We start from the raw sequence: 16,133 nt of genomic DNA on the forward strand, positions 1-16,133 counted from the left end.
TGGGGTGACCCACTGTTCAACCGTAGGCCACCCCAATGCAAGCTTTGTTTCGGCTACTTGACGATCGTGATGCGGTCCGCCTTCGGCGGAGCGATCGGCTTCGAGGCCGTCGAGTTGGCGGTCAGATAGTCGTTGAACGCCTTCAGGTCATCGCTTCCGACCAGCGGGTTCTTTCCCGCCCCGAGCGCCGCGAAGCCGTCGCCGCCGCCCGCGAGGAAGGAGTTCATCGCGACGCGGTAGGTGGCGGCCGGGTCGATGGCGGCGCCGTTCAGCCTGATCGAGTCGGTGACGACACGGTCGGCCCCCGACTTGGTCATGTCGAGCGTGTACGCGAGTCCCGCCGAGGGCTGAAGGATCTTCGGCGAGGCCGCGTTCGCCCCGCTGACCTGCTGCTTGAGCGCGGTGACGAGCTGCTCTCCGGTCAGATCGACCAGATTGACGGTGTTGCTGAACGGCTGCACGGCGAAGCCCTCGCCGTACGTCACCACGCCGTCACCCTCGCTCCCGCTCGCCTTGAACACCAGGTCGGAGCGGATCCCGCCCGGGTTCATCAGGGCCAGAGAGGCTTTGGGGTCAAGGGACTTGGCGTGCGCCAGCTGGGCGTCCGCGATGAGATCGCCGAGCGGCGCTTCGGGGGTCGTGGCGCCCCGGCCGGGAACGTCGGCGGAGATGAAGCCGACGGGCTGGTTCGCGACCGGCGCGGCCAGCTTGTTCCACCGCCCGATCAGGGCCGTCATGTCGGCGGCCTTCGCCTGCGTCCGCGTGACGACGTGGTTCTCGGAGGTCGGCGACTTCACCGCCGTACGGACGACGTCCTTGGTCGCGCGGTCGTACGTCAGGGTCGTGTCCGTGTAGAGCTTCCCGTACGAGGACGCGGACGTGACCATGCGCGGCTTGCCCGCCGGGTCCGGGATCGTGCACGCGTACGCGTTGTGGGTGTGCCCGGTGACCAGGGCGTCGACCTTCGACGTGACGCCCTTGGCGATGTCGACGATCGGGCCCGAGATGCCGCTGCCCGCGCCGCCCGTGTCGCAGTCGTAGTTGTACGAGGCCGAGGCCGGGGCGCCGCCCTCGTGGACCAGCGCGACGATCGACTTCACGCCCTGCTTGTCGAGGATCTTCGCGTACTTGTCGACGGTCTCGATCTCGTCGTGGAACTTCAGCCCCTTGACGCCCTCGGCCGACACGATGTCCGGCGTGCCTTCCAGCGTCACGCCGATGAACCCGACCTTCACGCCCTTGTGCTTCCACACCGTGTAGGGCTTCAGGATCGGCTTGCCGGTCTTCTCGTCGGTGACGTTCGCGGCCAGGTAGGGGTAGTCGGCGCCTTCGAAGGTGCGGCCGTCCTCGTAGCAGCCGTCCTTCGGATGACAGCCGCCGCTCTGAAGCCGCGCCAACTCCCCTGCACCCTCGTCGAATTCATGGTTGCCGACCGAGGTCACGTCCAGGTCGAGCTTGTTCATGGCCTCGACGGTCGGCTCGTCGTGGAACAGCCCGGACAGCAGCGGGCTGGCACCGATCAGGTCGCCCGCGGCGGCCGTGACGCTGTACGGGTGCCCTTGGCGGGCCTTGCGCAGGGAGCTCGCCAGATACTCGACGCCGCCCGCGTCGATCTTCTTGGTGGTGCCGTCGGCCTGGTCCTCGGTGACCTGCCCGGAGGACCCGGCGGGCGGCTCCAGGTTCCCGTGGAAATCATTGAAGGACAGCAGCTGTACGTCCTGGTACCGGCCGCCCGCCGCCCCCTTCTGCGGCGCCGCCCCGGCGGGCAGCGCGGCCATCAGCGCGCCTGCGGTGACGAGGGTGGCAGCACCCGCGAGGGCCGCACGCAGGCGGCGCCGGGGTCTCTTGGTCGTGATGTGCATGTGGGTCCCCCCTGGGGATGCCGTGCGATGCGACGCCGGTCACTGCGACGGGCGCCGGTCACTACGAATGCCGGGCAGCTTACGGTCAACGCGCGTAGCGGGTGGGCATTTTCAAGCCCCTGCGGCGATTGAGCAGCGGGGCCCGGGGCAGAGCCCCGCGACGTGAGCCCGGTGCCGCGCACCAGACCCCGCCCCGGCCGGAGCCCACCCGCCGCACGACGGGCGACGGGGCGGGACCACACCCCCGGTCTACCCTCGTATCCATGACCACGGACCCCGCCCCCACCAGTGATCCGACCGCCTCGGGCCGCCGGATCGACACCCTGACCGCCCTGTCCGCCGAACAGTCCACCGCGGTGCTCGACCTGCTCACCGACGCCGCCCGCACGGACGGCCAGCAGGCCGTGTCCGAGCAGGGCCGGCTGCAACTGCGGGGAGGGGAGCGGGAGGGCGTACGGCACCTGCTGCTCAGCATCGGCGACGAGCTGGCCGGCTACGCGCAGCTGGAGGACACCGACCCCGTCGAGGCCCCGGCCGCCGAGCTGGTCGTGCACCCGGCGCACCGGGGGCACGGGCACGGGCGCGCGCTCGGCGCCGCGCTGCTCGCCGCCTCCGGGAAGCGGCTGCGCGTGTGGGCGCACGGCGGGCACAGCGCGGCGCGGCATCTCGCGCAGGTGCTCGGCCTCACCCTGTTCCGTGAACTGCGGCAGATGCGGCGGCCGTTGAAGGACCTCGAGCTCCCGGAGCCGGTCCTGCCGGCCGGCGTGCGGATCCGTACGTTCGTGCCCGGCCAGGACGACGCGGCGTGGCTCGCGGTGAACGCGGCGGCGTTCGCCCACCACCCCGAGCAGGGCTCCCTCACCCAGCGCGACCTGGACGACCGCAAGGCGGAGCCCTGGTTCGACCCGGCGGGCTTCTTCCTGGCCTTCCGCGGCGACGAGCTGGTCGGTTTCCACTGGACGAAGGTGCACGCGCAGGAGCGGCTCGGCGAGGTGTACGTCGTCGGGGTGGCGCCCGCGGGCCAGGGCGGCGGCCTCGGCAAGGCGCTGACGGCGACGGGCCTGCGCCACCTGGCGGCGGCAGGGCTCCCGACCGCGATGCTCTACGTCGACGCGGACAACAAGGCAGCGGTGAGCGTGTACGAGCGGCTGGGTTTCACTACCTACGAGACGGACCTGATGTACCGGACGGAGTCCTGACTCTCTGATGCCTCCTGAGGCTTCCTGAGACTTCCAAGCCTCTGACCTGGGGTTTTCCCGGCCGGACGGCAATGAGGGGGCGGCGCCGCTTGACGCCGCCCCCTCTCTTGCATCACCCTTTCACTACTTGATTAGTGAAAGGGGGTACGCCGTGGCACAGGAACCGGTCATCGAATTCCGCATCGACCGCCACACCGGCGTCGCCACCTACCTCCAGATCGTCCACCAGACCGAGCACGCGCTGCGGCTCGGACTGCTCGAGCCCGGGGACAAGCTGCCCACGGCGCGTGAGGTCGTCGAGGCGACGGCGATCAATCCGAACACCGTGCTGAAGGCGTACCGCGAGCTGGAGCGCTCCGGACTCGTCGAGGCCCGCCGCGGGCTCGGCACGTTCGTCCGCGCGACGCTCGGCTCCGGCTCCGGCGACTCACCGCTGAGGGCGGAGCTCGAGGACTGGACGGGCAGGGCGAAGGAGGCGGGCCTCGACCGCGAGGACGTCGAGGCCCTGTTCGGCAGCGCCCTGGAGGCGCATTTCGGCACCATGACCAAGGGGACTTCATGAGCACGGCCATCGAGGCGAACGGCCTCGTCAAGCGCTACGGAAGGCGCGCTGCGGCGGCCCTGGACGACTGCTCGTTCCGGCTGCCAGAAGGCCGGATCAGCGCGCTCGTCGGGCCCAACGGAGCGGGCAAGTCGACGCTGCTGACCATCGCGGCCGGCCTGTCCCGTCCCACCGCGGGGAGCGTCTCCGTGCTCGGCGCCGCCCCCGGCACGCACCGCGCGAAGGTCTCCTACCTCGCCCAGGGCAAGCCCCTGTACCCCCAGCTGTCCGTCGCGGACACCCTTCAGGTGGGCGCCGCGCTCAACCCGGATCGCTGGGACGCCGCGTACGCGTCGAAGATCGTCGAGCAGGGTGAGCTCGACCCGAAGGCGAAGATCCGCTCGCTCTCGGGCGGCCAGCGCACCCGCGTCGCGATCGCCCTGGCCCTCGGCAAGCGCCCCGAGCTGATGCTGCTCGACGAGCCGATGGCCGACCTCGACCCGCTGGCGCGGCACGAGATGATGGGCACGCTGATGGCGGACGCGGCCGAGCACGGCACGACCGTCCTGATGTCCTCGCACATCGTGACCGAGCTGGCCGACGCCTGCGACCACCTGTTGCTGCTCGGCGGCGGCCGGATCCGGCTCGGCGGCGGCATCGACGACCTGATCGGCGCGCACAGCCTGGTCACGGGCCGCGGCGACCTCGCCCCGCACACGGTGGTCGAGTCCCGCGCCTCCGGCCGCGGCGTCACCGCCCTGATCCGCAGGGACGGGCCGATCGGCGAGGGCTGGCAGGTCCAGGAGCCCTCCCTGGAGGAGCTGCTCCTGGCCCACCTCCGCTCGCCCGACGCCCCGCCCCTGATCACGCCCGGCACCACGGCGGGCCCGCGCCGGAAGGCGGTGACGGCATGAGCGCCCCTTCCATGAACAAGCCCGCCGAGCCCGCGAAGCCCGCCGCCGTGCGGCGCACGAAGCCCGGGCCCGACGGCCTGGTGTGGACGGTCCTGCGACTGCACCGCGGCGCGCTGTGGGTGTGGATCGGCTACGTGGCGGTCAGCCTCGGCCTGCTCCTGTGGCTGTGGGGCCCCGGCTCCGCGGACGTCCAAGCGGCGTTCGACAAGCTCGGCTACGACGGCGCGCAGGACAACGCGTTCCAGGGCGCGCTCTCCGCCTTCCTGCCGTTCGTCGGCACCACCTTCGACACCCTCTTCTACGATCCGCTGACGCTGACCCGGATCGCCGCGTGCGCCATCGCCGTCTTCGCGGCGGGCCCGCTGATCGCCCGCGAACTGGAGCAGGGCACCGCCCAGTTGGCGTGGACCCAGTCCGTCTCCCCCGCCCGCTGGCTCGCCACCAAGCTCTACGTACCGGCGCTGCTGATCACGGTCGGCACGACGCTCGTCGTGATCCTCTACCGCCTCGTCTGGGACGGCCGCAACCATCTGCTCGTCGCCGGCATCGGACCGCGCGACTTCAACTTCTCCGTGGGTCCCGCGACGGTGGCGAACGCCCTGTTCGGCCTGGCCATCGGAGTGCTGGCCGCGCTGGTGCTGCGCCGGACGCTGCCGGCCGCGGCCCTCGCCGGGATCGTGACGTACCTGGTGGGCGCGTTCCGCTCCAACTCCTGGCCGCTCCAGGGCAGTTACCAGCAGCCGGAGATCCCCGTGCACAGCAAGGCGATCACATCGACGGGGGCGGAGATCCGCGACCCGAGCTGCATGACCCAGAGCTGCCTGGACAAGCACGACATCACCGGCTTCACCCGCCACTACCTCCCCTCCCCCGACTACTGGCCGCGCCAGCTCGCCGAGACGGGCATCCTGCTCGGGCTCACGGCGCTGGCCGTCGTCGCCGCGTTCCTCGTGCTGCGCCGGTTCCAGCCGGAGCCGCCGACCGCTCCGCTCCCGAAGGAGGCCACCGCATGAGCGCCGCCGCCACCACCTTCCCCTCGGGCCTGTCCTGGACGGTGCTGCGGCTGCACCGCATCGCCGGCTGGCTGTGGATCGCCTACGTCGCGGTGACGGCGGCGCTGCTCCTGTGGCTGTGGGGCCCCGGCACGGCCGGGCTCGACATCACGGGACACTGCGACCCGGCCACCGCGAACGGCTGCACCGCGAAGGGCGCGACCGCGGACGCGTATCAATACGTCCTCACCCTCACCGACAACCTGATCACGGTGGTGCCCGTGGCGGTCGCCGTGTTCGCGGGCGGCCTGCTCATCGGACGCGAACTGAGCAGGGGCACCGCGGAGTTGGCGTGGACGCAGTCCGTGACCCCGGTGCGCTGGCTGGCCGCGAAGCTGGCGCTGCCCGCGGCCTTCCTCGTCGTCGGCACCACGATCCTGATGCTGCTGCGCCGCCTCGTCGCCTCCGAGGCCCCGGGTCTCTCGGACCACCGCTGGTACGGGTCGACGCAGCTCTACAACGTCCTCGGCCCGACGGCCGTGGCACTGCCGCTGCTCGGCCTGGCCATCGGCGCGATGGTGGCACTCCTGACGCGCCGCACGCTGCCCGCGGCGACGTACTCGCTGATCGCCACGGTCGTGGTGGTCGGCGCGCTCGACGCGGTCCGCGACCGGCTGTGGCCCACGGTGACGGTGACCGGGGACGTGAACGAGGGCTACCAGTACTTCGCCGGGTCCCTGGTCTCCGAAGGCGCGGTGACCGCCTCCGGGGCCCGTATCTCCGACCCCCTGTGCGTGGACGACCGCGCGTGCCTCACGGCTCACAACGTCACGGGCTTCTACCGCGAGGGCCACCCGCCGTCCCACTTCTGGCCCCTCCAGCTCGTCGAAACGGGCCTGATCCTCACCCTCACCGGCGCAGCCACGGCCACGGCCTTCTACCTCTTGCGCCGCAGGGCGAGGTAGCGGGGGGCGTCCCGCGGCCGGGTGGGGTGGTTCGGCCCCGCCGGGGGCCCCGTGGCCGGGTGGGGGTGGCTCGGCCCCACCGGGGGCAGAGCAGCGGGAGCGATTCCTCGCCGCACTGCATGGGGCACGGTCGCTGCCCCCGCTCACCTCTCACCCACCCGCCCCCTCCGGGGGCTTCGGCCCGACGCCCCCGGCCTGACGGTTACGGCCCGCGGCATGGCTGAGCTGAGCTCTGAGGGCCGCGCCCGACCTGTGCCGCCTGCGTCCCGCACCATGGACCGGCCCCACCTGCGCCGCCGCGGTAGCGGACCACCGCCGGCGCCATGCGGTCGAGTGCAGGATCAACCACCTCAAGCCTCAAGCCTCAAGAGACAGCTCGCGGTCAGATTGCTGCCGCGCTTGTCAGTGGCTCCTGGCACCATGCGCGCATGAGCACGGAGAGCAAGGAGAAGGAGACGCTGTCGGCGTTCCTCGCGGCGCAGCGAGCCAGCGTGCTGGCCATTGTCGACGGGCTCGACGCGCAGGCGCTGACCACGCCGGTCCTGCCCTCCGGCTGGACGCCCCTCGGACTCATAGAACACCTGGGGCACGCGGAGAGGCACTGGTTCCAGGAGGTCGTCAGCGGAGCGGCCGAGCCGTTGCCGTGGCCCGATGACCATGCGCCGCTCACGACACCGCGAGCGCCGGAGGCGGTGTTCGCCTTCTACGACGACCAGTGCCGCCGTTCCGACGCCGTCATCGCCCGCACCCCGTTGTCGGCACTGCCGCGGGGCCGGCACCCCGAGCCCCTGGGGGACGAAATCGCCGACCTGCGCGGGATCATCCTGCATGTTGTCGAAGAGACCGCACGGCACGCCGGCCATCTGGACGTCGTCCGCGAACTCCTTGATGGCCGAACGGGACTTGGACCTCGCTGAGCCCCGCCCGGCCCCACTTTCGACACCCACCCAGAACCACCAGCCACGACTCCACCCCATACCGGCCGACGCCGCCCGCCTTGTGCAACCCGCCCAAGCACGGCTCCCCGCCCATGGCGGTCAACGCCACCCCGCCTTGGGCAACCCACCGCCAGCCACGACTCCCCACCCGAGACGGTCAGCCGCACCCGCCTTGGGTAACCCGCCGCCCGAGCCAGCTGCCCACCCGAGACGACAAGCGCCACCCCCGCCTTGGGCAATCCACCGCGGGCACGGCTCCCCACCCGTGGCGGTCAACGCCACCCTGCCTAGGGCAATCCACCGCAAGCACGGCTCCCCATCCCGGCGGTCAGCCGCCACCGCCTTGGGCAATCTGCCGCCTGGGGCGGCAGGGTGGGCAAGGCGGCACCCCGGTGCAGCGCACCCATCACGACAGACGCCGACCACGGCACGGTGGGACCCCGGTGCCGCGCAATGAGAACGACAGGCGCCGACCACGGCACAGCCTCGAAGCCCCGGTACGCACACCCACCACCATGCGCGCCGACCCCGGCCAAGGCGCCGGGGGCCGAAGCCCCCGGAGGGGGCGGGCGGGTGGGAGGTGACCGGGCACCGGTGCAGCCGCGGAGGGCACGGCGCCGCACACCGTAGACCTGGGGCACCACCCGGCACAGCCCCAAAACCCCGCCCCGGCGCGCCCAACACCACCCACACCACCCCCGACAAAGCCCACCCCCAACGCCGCGCAACAATGACGAAGCACCCCGCCCCGGCGCACATCACCCACGGCCCCGCGCAACCACAACGACACCCGCCACCCCGACCCCCACACCGGCGAACGCCAACCCTCGGCTCAGCCACACCCCACAACGCCAAGCACCAACCCCGGCTCAGCCCGAACCCCACAACGGCAGCGCCAACCCCACCTCAGGCCCCCGGCTCATCCCGAACCCCAGACCGGCAACGCCAACCCCGGCCCACGCCAACCCCCCGGCACCGCCACCCCACCCCACGACATCAACCACCCACCCGCCAACCCCCCGGCGGGCCGCACGGCCATAGCCCGTACGTCATGTCGCCGTAACCGTCGATTCAGACGACCTTGCGACGCTCGGTGAATGCAGCCCCCCGCCCCCGAACCCGCCGACCCCGCCCGCCGAGGCGGCCTGACGCTCGCGCCCGCGTACTCCGACGCCGTCGGCGCGCCCCGGACGGCGTCCACGCGGAAGAATGGGGCCATGAGCCAGCCGAACGCCGCACAGGACCAGACGACCGACACTGCTCCGGCCCCCTCGGCCACGCAGCCCCAGCCGTCCGTGGGGTCCCTCGCCGCGCACCGGCCACACCCCGTGGCCGGCGGCGAGTACGACCTGGCCGCCGCGAAGCTCGCCGGCATCGTCGCCGATATCGACGCGGACCCGGACGACTACGAAGAGGACTACGCGAACCAGGAGGGCGCGGAGCTCCCGCAGGGCCGCTTCCTGGACCGCGAGCGCAGCTGGCTCGCGTTCAACGAACGCGTCCTGGAGCTCGCCGAGGACCCGAGCACCCCCCTCCTGGAACGCGCGAACTTCCTGGCGATCTTCGCCTCGAACCTGGACGAGTTCTTCATGGTCCGGGTGGCGGGCCTGAAGCGCCGCATCGCGACCGGCGTCGCCACCCGCTCCGCCTCGGGCCTGCAGCCCCGCGAGGTCCTGGAGCTGATCTGGAACCGCTCCCGCGAGCTCATGGCCCGGCACGCCGCCTGCTACCAGGACGAGGTCGCCCCGGCCCTCGCCGACGAGGGCATCCACGTCGTGCGCTGGAACGAGCTCACGGAGAAGGAGCAGGCCCGGCTCTACACGCTGTTCATGCAGCAGATCTTCCCGGTGCTCACCCCGCTGGCCGTCGACCCCGCGCACCCCTTCCCGTACATCTCGGGGCTCTCCCTCAACCTCGCCGTCGTCGTCTCGAACCCCGTCTCCGGCCACCGCCACTTCGCCCGGGTAAAGGTTCCTCCGCTGCTCTCCCGCTTCCTGGAGGCCTCGCCCCAGCGCTACGTCCCCATCGAGGACGTCATCGCCGCGCCCCGGCACCTGGGCGAGCTGTTCCCCGGCATGAAGGTCGAGGAGCACCACATGTTCCGCCTGACCCGGAACGAGGACCTCGAAGTGGAGGAGGACGACACCGAGAACCTGCTCCAGGCCCTGGAGAAGGAGCTGATGCGGCGCCGCTTCGGGCCCCCGGTGCGCCTCGAGGTCGAGGAGACCATCGACTCGGACATACTCAGCCTCCTCGTGAAGGAGCTGAAGATCAGCGAGGCCGAGGTCTACCCGCTGCCCGGCCCCCTGGACCTCACCGGCCTCTTCTCCCTCTCGGGCATCGACCGCCCCGAGCTGAAGTACCCCAAGTTCGTGGCGGGCACCCACCGCGACCTCGCCGAGGTGGAATCGGCCTCGGCCCCCGACGTCTTCGCCGCGCTGCGCAGCCACGACGTGCTGCTCCACCACCCGTACGACTCGTTCTCCACCTCCGTACAGGCCTTCCTGGAGCAGGCAGCCGCGGACCCGGACGTGCTCGCCATCAAGCAGACGCTGTACCGGACCTCGGGCGACTCGCCGATCGTGGACGCGCTGATAGAGGCCGCGGAGGCCGGCAAGCAGGTGCTCGTCCTGGTCGAGATCAAGGCCCGCTTCGACGAGCAGGCCAACATCAAGTGGGCCCGCAAGCTGGAGGAGTCCGGCTGCCATGTCGTCTACGGTCTCGTCGGCCTGAAGACGCACTGCAAGCTGTCGCTCGTCGTACGCCAGGAGGGCGAGCAGCTCGTCAGGTACAGCCACGTCGGCACGGGCAACTACCACCCCAAGACGGCCCGACTGTACGAGGACCTGGGCCTGTTGACGGCCAATCAGGAAGTCGGCGCCGACCTCTCCGACCTCTTCAACCGGCTGTCCGGCTACTCGCGCCGCGAGACCTACCGCCGCCTCCTCGTCGCCCCCAAGTCCCTTCGTACGGGCCTGATCACGCGGATCGAGAAGGAGGTCCAGCACCACCGTGCGGGCCGCCCCGCGCACGTCCGCATCAAGGTCAACTCGATGGTCGACGAGGCCGTCATCGACGCGCTCTACCGGGCCTCGCAGGCCGGCGTCCCCGTCGACATCTGGGTGCGCGGCATCTGCGCCGTCCGCCCCGGCGTCGCGGGCCTTTCCGAGAACATCCGGGTCCGCTCGGTCCTCGGCCGCTTCCTGGAGCACTCCCGCGTCTTCGCCTTCGGCAACGGCGGCGAACCGGAGGTCTGGATCGGCAGCGCCGACATGATGCACCGCAACCTCGACCGCCGCATCGAGGCCCTGGTCCGCGTGGAGGACCCGGCCCATCGCGCGGCGCTCGGCCGACTGCTCGAAACGGGGATGTCCGACGGCACCGCCTCCTGGCACCTGGGCCCGGACGGCGACTGGACCCGGCACTCCGCCGACGCGGACGGCCGTCCCCTGCGCAACGTACAGGAGATGCTCATAGACGCCCGGAGGCGCCGGCGTGGCACAGCGACACCTTGAGTCCAGCGAGCGGCTGAGCGGGAACGATGTCGATGTCCTGGGGTGCTATCTCCGCTCCCAGGCCACCGAGTTCCTGCGTTCGCTGCGGCAGCATCGCGAGAGCGGGGCGGCGGACGACACGGCGGACGCGGCCCGTGCGCTGCGACGCGCTGCGCGCCGCATCAGCGGTACGTTGCACACGTTTCGGCCGCTCCTCGACACGGACTGGTCGGACGCGCTGCGGCCCGAACTGGCGTGGCTGTCCGGCACGTTGGCCCGCGAACACGCGTACGCGTCCCGCCTGGACCAGCTGACCTCGGCCCTCCACACCCTGACGTCACCCCCGTCCCCCACGCCACGGGGCTCCGCCCCGGACCCCGCTGCTCAATCGCCGCAGGGGCTCAATTTGACCCACCCGCCGCAGGGGCGTGAAGGTGCCGACCCCGCCTTGGGCAATCTGCCTTCCCCAAGCTCTTCGACAAGCTCCGAGCAGGGGAGACCCCATCGGGCGGCAGGGTGGGCAAGGCGGCCCCCGGCGCCGCGCGCCGATTCGACGGCCCCCGCCCCGGCGCCGCACGCCGACACCCCGCCCCCCGCAAGGGAAACCCTCACCCTCGGCGCCGCCAAGGCATCCGCCCTTCTGGAGCGCCAGCTCACCCTCGCCCGCACGAGGGCCCACAGCACCGCCCTCCAGGCCCTCGGCTCCGCCCGCTTCCACGCGGTCGCGGACAACGTCGCCGTGCTCGCCAGCGACGTCCCCCTCACCACCGCCGACACCGGCCTGGAGAAGCTCGCCGCGGAAGCCGGCTCCCGCCTCGCCGAAGCGGCCACCACCCTCCACCACACCAGCCACCCGTACAGCCCGGACGCCGACGCCGCCTGGCACCACGTACGCCTCCTGCTGCGCCTGCACCGCTACGCGCGCGAGGTCGTCTCCAGCGCCCCCGTCGACGCCCGCCTCCTCGAAGCGGCCGACGCCCTGAACGCCCACCGGGACGCCGCGGAGGCCGCCGCCGCCGCGGCCCACGCCGCCCGCACCCCCCGCATCGCCCCCACGACCGCGTACGCCCTCGGCGTGCTCCACGCCGACCAGCGCCACGAGGTCGCGGCCGCCAGACTCGCGTTCGGACAGGCATGGCAACGACAGACGGTGGGCACCCCATGACCGTGCATCAGGACGACCCCCACACGATCCTCGCGGCAGGCTGCATCCTGTGGCGGCGTACGCCAACTCACCACAGTGGCCAGGGAATTGAGATCTGCCTGGTCCACCGGCCCAAGTACGACGACTGGTCGCACCCGAAGGGAAAGCTGAAACGCGGCGAGGACGCGCTCGCCGGCGCCCTGCGCGAGGTGCGCGAGGAGACCGGCCACGACTGCACACCCGGCGCCGCGCTCCCCACGGTCCGCTACCTCGCGAACGGCCGCCCCAAGCAGGTCGGTTACTGGGCCGCGGAGGCGACCACCGGCGCATTCACGCCGAACCGCGAAGTCGACCGCATCGCCTGGCTCACACCCCCCGAGGCCCGCGCCCGTCTCACCCAGCCCAGGGACCGCATCCTCGTCGACGCCCTGCTCGACGCCCTCGACTCCCTCCACACCCCCGGATGATCACCCTCCGTAGCCGCACCGTGACCTAACCGCACCGCCCGCTTAGGTTCACCCCGCGTTCACTCACGCCCATCGGCCGCTTCACCTGATCTGCCTAATTTCAGCCTTACGACGCGGTGAGCCCCCGGCCTCCGGGAACCGCCCACCGCTCGACTGAGAACTGAGAACCAAGAACGAACCCTCCGCAGATCGCACGCCGCCACAGAGACAGCGAAGGCCGGCGGCTCCTGGAAGGAACATCCGAAGGTGAAGCTTCAGCGCAAGAACCGGCTCCGTGCCCTCTCCCTCGGTGCACTCGCCGTCTCCGGCGCCCTGGCGCTGACGGCGTGCGGCTCCGACGACACGAGCGGCGGCTCCGGCGGCAACAGCGCCTCCGCCAAGGCGGGCAACATCAAGTGCGACGACGCCAAGGGCCAGCTCCTCGGCATCGGCTCGTCCGCGCAGGCCAACGCCATAGACGCCTGGCGCCAGGCCTACGCGCAGGCCTGCTCCGACGTGCAGCTCAACTACAAGCCCGACGGTTCCGGCGCCGGCGTCACCGCCTTCAACCAGGGCCAGGTCGCCTTCGCCGGTTCCGACTCGGCGCTCAAGCCCGAAGAGGTCGCCGCCTCGAAGAAGGTCTGCAAGGGCGGCCAGGGCATCGACCTGCCGATGGTCGGCGGCCCGATCGCCGTCGCGTTCAACGTCCAGGGCGTCGACAACCTGACGCTGGACGCCAAGACGCTGGCCCAGATCTTCGACTCGAAGATCAGCAAGTGGAACGACCCGGCGATCAAGAAGCTGAACCCGGACGCCAAGCTGCCGTCCACCAAGATCCAGGCCTTCCACCGCTCCGACGAGTCCGGCACCACGGACAACTTCACCAAGTACCTGAAGGCCGCCGCTCCGGGCGACTGGAAGTACGAGGGCGGCAAGGCCTGGCAGGCCAAGGGCGGCCAGTCCGCGCAGGGCTCCTCCGGCCTCGCCCAGCAGGTGAAGCAGACCGACGGCGCCATCACGTACGTCGAGCTGTCCTACGCCAAGGACGGCGTGAAGACCGTCGACATCGACACCGGCGCCGGCGAGCCCGTCAAGGCCACCACGGAGAACGCCACGAAGGCGATCGCCGACGCCAAGGTCGTGGGCACCGGCAAGGACCTCGCCCTGGAGCTGAACTACGCGACCAAGGCCGCGGGCGCCTACCCGATCACCCTGGTCACGTACGAGATCGTCTGCGACAAGGGCAACAAGGCGGACAGCCTGGCCGCCACCAAGTCCTTCCTGGGCTACACGGCCTCCGACGAGGGCCAGGCCGCCCTCGCCGACCTGGGCTACGCCCCGATCCCCACCGAGATCAACAAGAAGGTCCGCGAGACCGTCGCGGGCATCAGCTGACTTAAGCCGTGCGGGTCGGTGGTCCTCAAAGGCCGTCGGCCCGCACCGTCCGGTGCACCGCCGCCAGAAGCCCCGTAGCTCTCAACGCCCTTACCAGGGACGGGTCTTCGCAGACCGGAGAACCCCATGGACATAACCACTCAAGCACCACCGCCACCACCGGCGCCCACCGATCGCCCCTCGGCCGCCCAGCAGAAGCGCGCCGCCCGCGGCGCCACCCGTCCCGGAGACCGGGTCTTCCTCGGCCTCTCGCGCGGCTCGGGCATCCTGCTCCTGGTGATCATGGCCGCGATCGCGGTCTTCCTGACCTACCGCGCCTCGCTGGTCCTCTCGAAGAACGAGGGCAACTTCCTCACCACCTTCGAGTGGAACGCGACCGCGAGCCCGCCCGTCTTCGGCATCGCCGTCCTCGCCTTCGGCACGATCGTCACCTCGATCATCGCCATGGTGATCGCGGTCCCGATCGCCGTCGGCATCGCGCTCTTCCTGACGCACTACGCGCCGAAGAAGCTGAGCGGGATCATCGCCTACGTCATCGACCTGCTGGCCGCCGTGCCGTCCATCGTCTACGGCCTGTGGGGCGCGCTCTTCCTCGTGCCGCACATGACCGGCCTGTTCCACTGGCTCGACGACTACTTCGGCTGGACCGGCGTCCTCGACTACCAGGGCGGCGCCCCGCGCACCCTGCTCACCGTGGGCATCCTGCTGGCGATCATGATCCTGCCGATCATCACCAACGTCTCCCGCGAGGTCTTCCGGCAGGCCCCCCTGATGCACCAGGAGGCGGCCCTCGCCCTCGGCGCGACCCGCTGGGAGGTCATCCGGATGTCGGTGATCCCCTTCGGCCGCTCCGGCATCATCTCCGCATCGATGCTGGGCCTCGGCCGCGCGCTCGGCGAGACGATGGCCGTCGCCACGGTCCTCTCCCCCGACTTCCTGATCCACACCAGCCTGCTCGACCCGGGCGGCGGCACCTTCGCGCAGAACATCGCCGCGAAGTTCTCCGAGGCCAACGACCAGGGCCGCGACGCCCTCATCGCCTCCGGCCTCGTCCTCTTCGTCATCACCCTCCTGGTGAACGGCGCGGCCCGCATGATCATCGCCCGCCGCAAGGAGTACTCGGGGGCCAACGCATGAGCAACGCAACCGTTCCCGCCCAGGCCCCCAAGAAGGCGCCGAGCACGCTGAGCGCCGCGCGCCTGCCCCGCTGGGCGCCCTGGGCCGTCGCCGTCGGCTCCATCGCCGCGGGCTGCGCCATCGGCCTCGGCGCCGGGCTCACCAGCCGCATCCAGTGGGGCCTGATCGCGGCCCTCCTCTTCGTCCTCGTCTCGTACGCGCTCGCCGCCAAGGTCGAGGGCGGCCGCCAGGCCAAGGACCGCCTCGCGACCAGCGTCGTCTGGGTCGCCTTCATCCTCGCCGTGGTCCCCCTCGCGTCCCTCGTCTACGAGACGATCGCGCGCGGCATCAAGGTCCTCGACCCGTACTTCCTGTCCCACTCGATGGGCTTCGTCACCTCGTACCAGGAGGGCGGCGGCATCTACCACGCCATCCTCGGCACGCTGGAACAGGTCGGCATCGCCACCGTGATCTCGGTGCCCATCGGCATCCTCACGGCGATCTACCTGGTCGAGTACGGGCGCGGCAAGCTCGCGAAGGCCGTCACGTTCTTCGTCGACGTGATGACCGGCATCCCCTCCATCGTGGCGGGCCTGTTCATCCTGTCCTTCTGGATCCTGATCCTCGGCTTCGGCTTCTCCGGCTTCGCCGGCGCGATGGCCCTGACCATCCTGATGATCCCGGTCGTGGTCCGCTCCACCGAGGAGATGCTCAAGCTCGTCCCGAACGAGCTGCGCGAGGCCTCGCTCGCCCTCGGTGTCCCGAAGTGGCGCACGATCCTCAAGGTCGTCCTGCCGACGTCGATCGGCGGCATCACGACCGGCGTCATGCTGGCCGTCGCCCGCATCGCAGGCGAGACCGCCCCGGTGCTGCTGCTGGTCTTCGGCAACCCGCTGATCAACGGCAACCCGTTCGAAGGCCCGCAGGCCTCGCTGCCGCTGTACATCTACCAGCAGTACGCGAGCAGCGGCGGCAGCCAGGCGGCGTACGACCGCGCCTGGGCCGCGGCCCTCGTCCTCATCGCCTTCATCATGATCCTCAACCTCGCGGCCCGCGGCGTAGCCCGCTGGAAGGCCCCGAAGGCCGGCCGCTGACGCGGCAACCCCACTCAGCGACCATCCGAACTT

13 protein-coding genes are annotated in these 16,133 nt (G+C 71.2%); 12 read left to right on the forward strand and 1 reads right to left on the reverse strand.

The features are described 5' to 3' along the window. Window positions 1-53: 53 nt before the first annotated feature. Complete coding sequence (locus ACOKM3_RS20645) at window positions 54-1,862, reverse strand: bifunctional metallophosphatase/5'-nucleotidase (RefSeq protein ID WP_426902469.1); 1,809 nt, start codon at window positions 1,860-1,862, stop codon at window positions 54-56. Between the two features lie 263 nt (window positions 1,863-2,125). Between ACOKM3_RS20645 and mshD the strand changes: the two genes are divergently transcribed. From mshD to pstA, 12 genes are all read left to right on the forward strand, one after another. Continuing rightward, on the forward strand, window positions 2,126-3,061 hold the full coding sequence (mshD, locus tag ACOKM3_RS20650) for a mycothiol synthase (RefSeq protein ID WP_426902471.1): 936 nt from the start codon (window positions 2,126-2,128) through the stop codon (window positions 3,059-3,061). A gap of 151 nt (window positions 3,062-3,212) precedes the next feature. Then, the gene (locus ACOKM3_RS20655) at window positions 3,213-3,623 is read left to right on the forward strand and encodes a GntR family transcriptional regulator (RefSeq protein ID WP_266712479.1); all 411 of its coding nucleotides are present in this window, start codon (window positions 3,213-3,215) and stop codon (window positions 3,621-3,623) included. Then, window positions 3,620-4,516, forward strand: a complete 897-nt coding sequence (locus ACOKM3_RS20660; protein WP_426902474.1) for an ABC transporter ATP-binding protein — start codon at window positions 3,620-3,622, stop codon at window positions 4,514-4,516. Before ACOKM3_RS20655 ends, ACOKM3_RS20660 begins: the two co-directional genes overlap by 4 nt. Further along, entirely contained in the window at window positions 4,513-5,529 is a 1,017-nt protein-coding gene (locus ACOKM3_RS20665; RefSeq protein ID WP_426902476.1) for a hypothetical protein, read from the forward strand. The genes ACOKM3_RS20660 and ACOKM3_RS20665 overlap by 4 nt, the downstream gene beginning before the upstream one ends. Then, window positions 5,526-6,473: an ABC transporter permease gene (locus tag ACOKM3_RS20670; RefSeq protein ID WP_426902478.1), complete on the forward strand. Its 948-nt coding sequence runs from the start codon at window positions 5,526-5,528 to the stop codon at window positions 6,471-6,473. Before ACOKM3_RS20665 ends, ACOKM3_RS20670 begins: the two co-directional genes overlap by 4 nt. 428 nt (window positions 6,474-6,901) lie before the next feature. Then, window positions 6,902-7,390, forward strand: coding sequence for a DinB family protein (locus ACOKM3_RS20675; RefSeq protein WP_426902480.1), 489 nt, complete (start codon window positions 6,902-6,904; stop codon window positions 7,388-7,390). A gap of 1,118 nt (window positions 7,391-8,508) precedes the next feature. Next, window positions 8,509-10,926 carry an RNA degradosome polyphosphate kinase gene (locus tag ACOKM3_RS20680; RefSeq protein WP_426902482.1) on the forward strand — a complete coding sequence of 806 codons (2,418 nt, stop codon included), beginning with the start codon at window positions 8,509-8,511 and terminating at the stop codon, window positions 10,924-10,926. Then, window positions 10,907-12,070, forward strand: a complete 1,164-nt coding sequence (locus tag ACOKM3_RS20685; RefSeq protein WP_426902484.1) for a CHAD domain-containing protein — start codon at window positions 10,907-10,909, stop codon at window positions 12,068-12,070. The genes ACOKM3_RS20680 and ACOKM3_RS20685 overlap by 20 nt, the downstream gene beginning before the upstream one ends. Beyond that, window positions 12,067-12,516: an NUDIX hydrolase gene (locus ACOKM3_RS20690; protein ID WP_426902486.1), complete on the forward strand. Its 450-nt coding sequence runs from the start codon at window positions 12,067-12,069 to the stop codon at window positions 12,514-12,516. The genes ACOKM3_RS20685 and ACOKM3_RS20690 overlap by 4 nt, the downstream gene beginning before the upstream one ends. Before the next feature lie 246 nt (window positions 12,517-12,762). After that, window positions 12,763-13,890: a phosphate ABC transporter substrate-binding protein PstS gene (gene pstS / locus ACOKM3_RS20695; protein WP_426902488.1), complete on the forward strand. Its 1,128-nt coding sequence runs from the start codon at window positions 12,763-12,765 to the stop codon at window positions 13,888-13,890. Between the two features lie 126 nt (window positions 13,891-14,016). Next, window positions 14,017-15,027 carry a phosphate ABC transporter permease subunit PstC gene (pstC, locus tag ACOKM3_RS20700; RefSeq protein ID WP_426902490.1) on the forward strand — a complete coding sequence of 337 codons (1,011 nt, stop codon included), beginning with the start codon at window positions 14,017-14,019 and terminating at the stop codon, window positions 15,025-15,027. Continuing rightward, window positions 15,024-16,100 carry a phosphate ABC transporter permease PstA gene (gene pstA / locus ACOKM3_RS20705; RefSeq protein WP_426902492.1) on the forward strand — a complete coding sequence of 359 codons (1,077 nt, stop codon included), beginning with the start codon at window positions 15,024-15,026 and terminating at the stop codon, window positions 16,098-16,100. The genes pstC and pstA overlap by 4 nt, the downstream gene beginning before the upstream one ends. The last annotated feature ends 33 nt before the right edge of the window (window positions 16,101-16,133 follow it).

It is taken from the genome of Streptomyces nidicola (genome assembly GCF_050106155.1).
GTDB lineage: Bacteria > Actinomycetota > Actinomycetes > Streptomycetales > Streptomycetaceae > Streptomyces.

Coding starts and splice junctions, on each gene's coding strand:
- ACOKM3_RS20675 (WP_426902480.1), top strand. CDS start 6,902: ATGAGCACGGAGAGCAAGGAGAAGGAGACGCTGTCGGCGTTCCTCGCG.
- ACOKM3_RS20670 (WP_426902478.1), top strand. CDS start 5,526: ATGAGCGCCGCCGCCACCACCTTCCCCTCGGGCCTGTCCTGGACGGTG.
- mshD (WP_426902471.1), top strand. CDS start 2,126: ATGACCACGGACCCCGCCCCCACCAGTGATCCGACCGCCTCGGGCCGC.
- pstA (WP_426902492.1), top strand. CDS start 15,024: ATGAGCAACGCAACCGTTCCCGCCCAGGCCCCCAAGAAGGCGCCGAGC.
- pstC (WP_426902490.1), top strand. CDS start 14,017: ATGGACATAACCACTCAAGCACCACCGCCACCACCGGCGCCCACCGAT.
- ACOKM3_RS20690 (WP_426902486.1), top strand. CDS start 12,067: ATGACCGTGCATCAGGACGACCCCCACACGATCCTCGCGGCAGGCTGC.
- ACOKM3_RS20645 (WP_426902469.1), bottom strand. CDS start 1,862: ATGCACATCACGACCAAGAGACCCCGGCGCCGCCTGCGTGCGGCCCTC.
- ACOKM3_RS20665 (WP_426902476.1), top strand. CDS start 4,513: ATGAGCGCCCCTTCCATGAACAAGCCCGCCGAGCCCGCGAAGCCCGCC.
- ACOKM3_RS20680 (WP_426902482.1), top strand. CDS start 8,509: ATGCAGCCCCCCGCCCCCGAACCCGCCGACCCCGCCCGCCGAGGCGGC.
- ACOKM3_RS20660 (WP_426902474.1), top strand. CDS start 3,620: ATGAGCACGGCCATCGAGGCGAACGGCCTCGTCAAGCGCTACGGAAGG.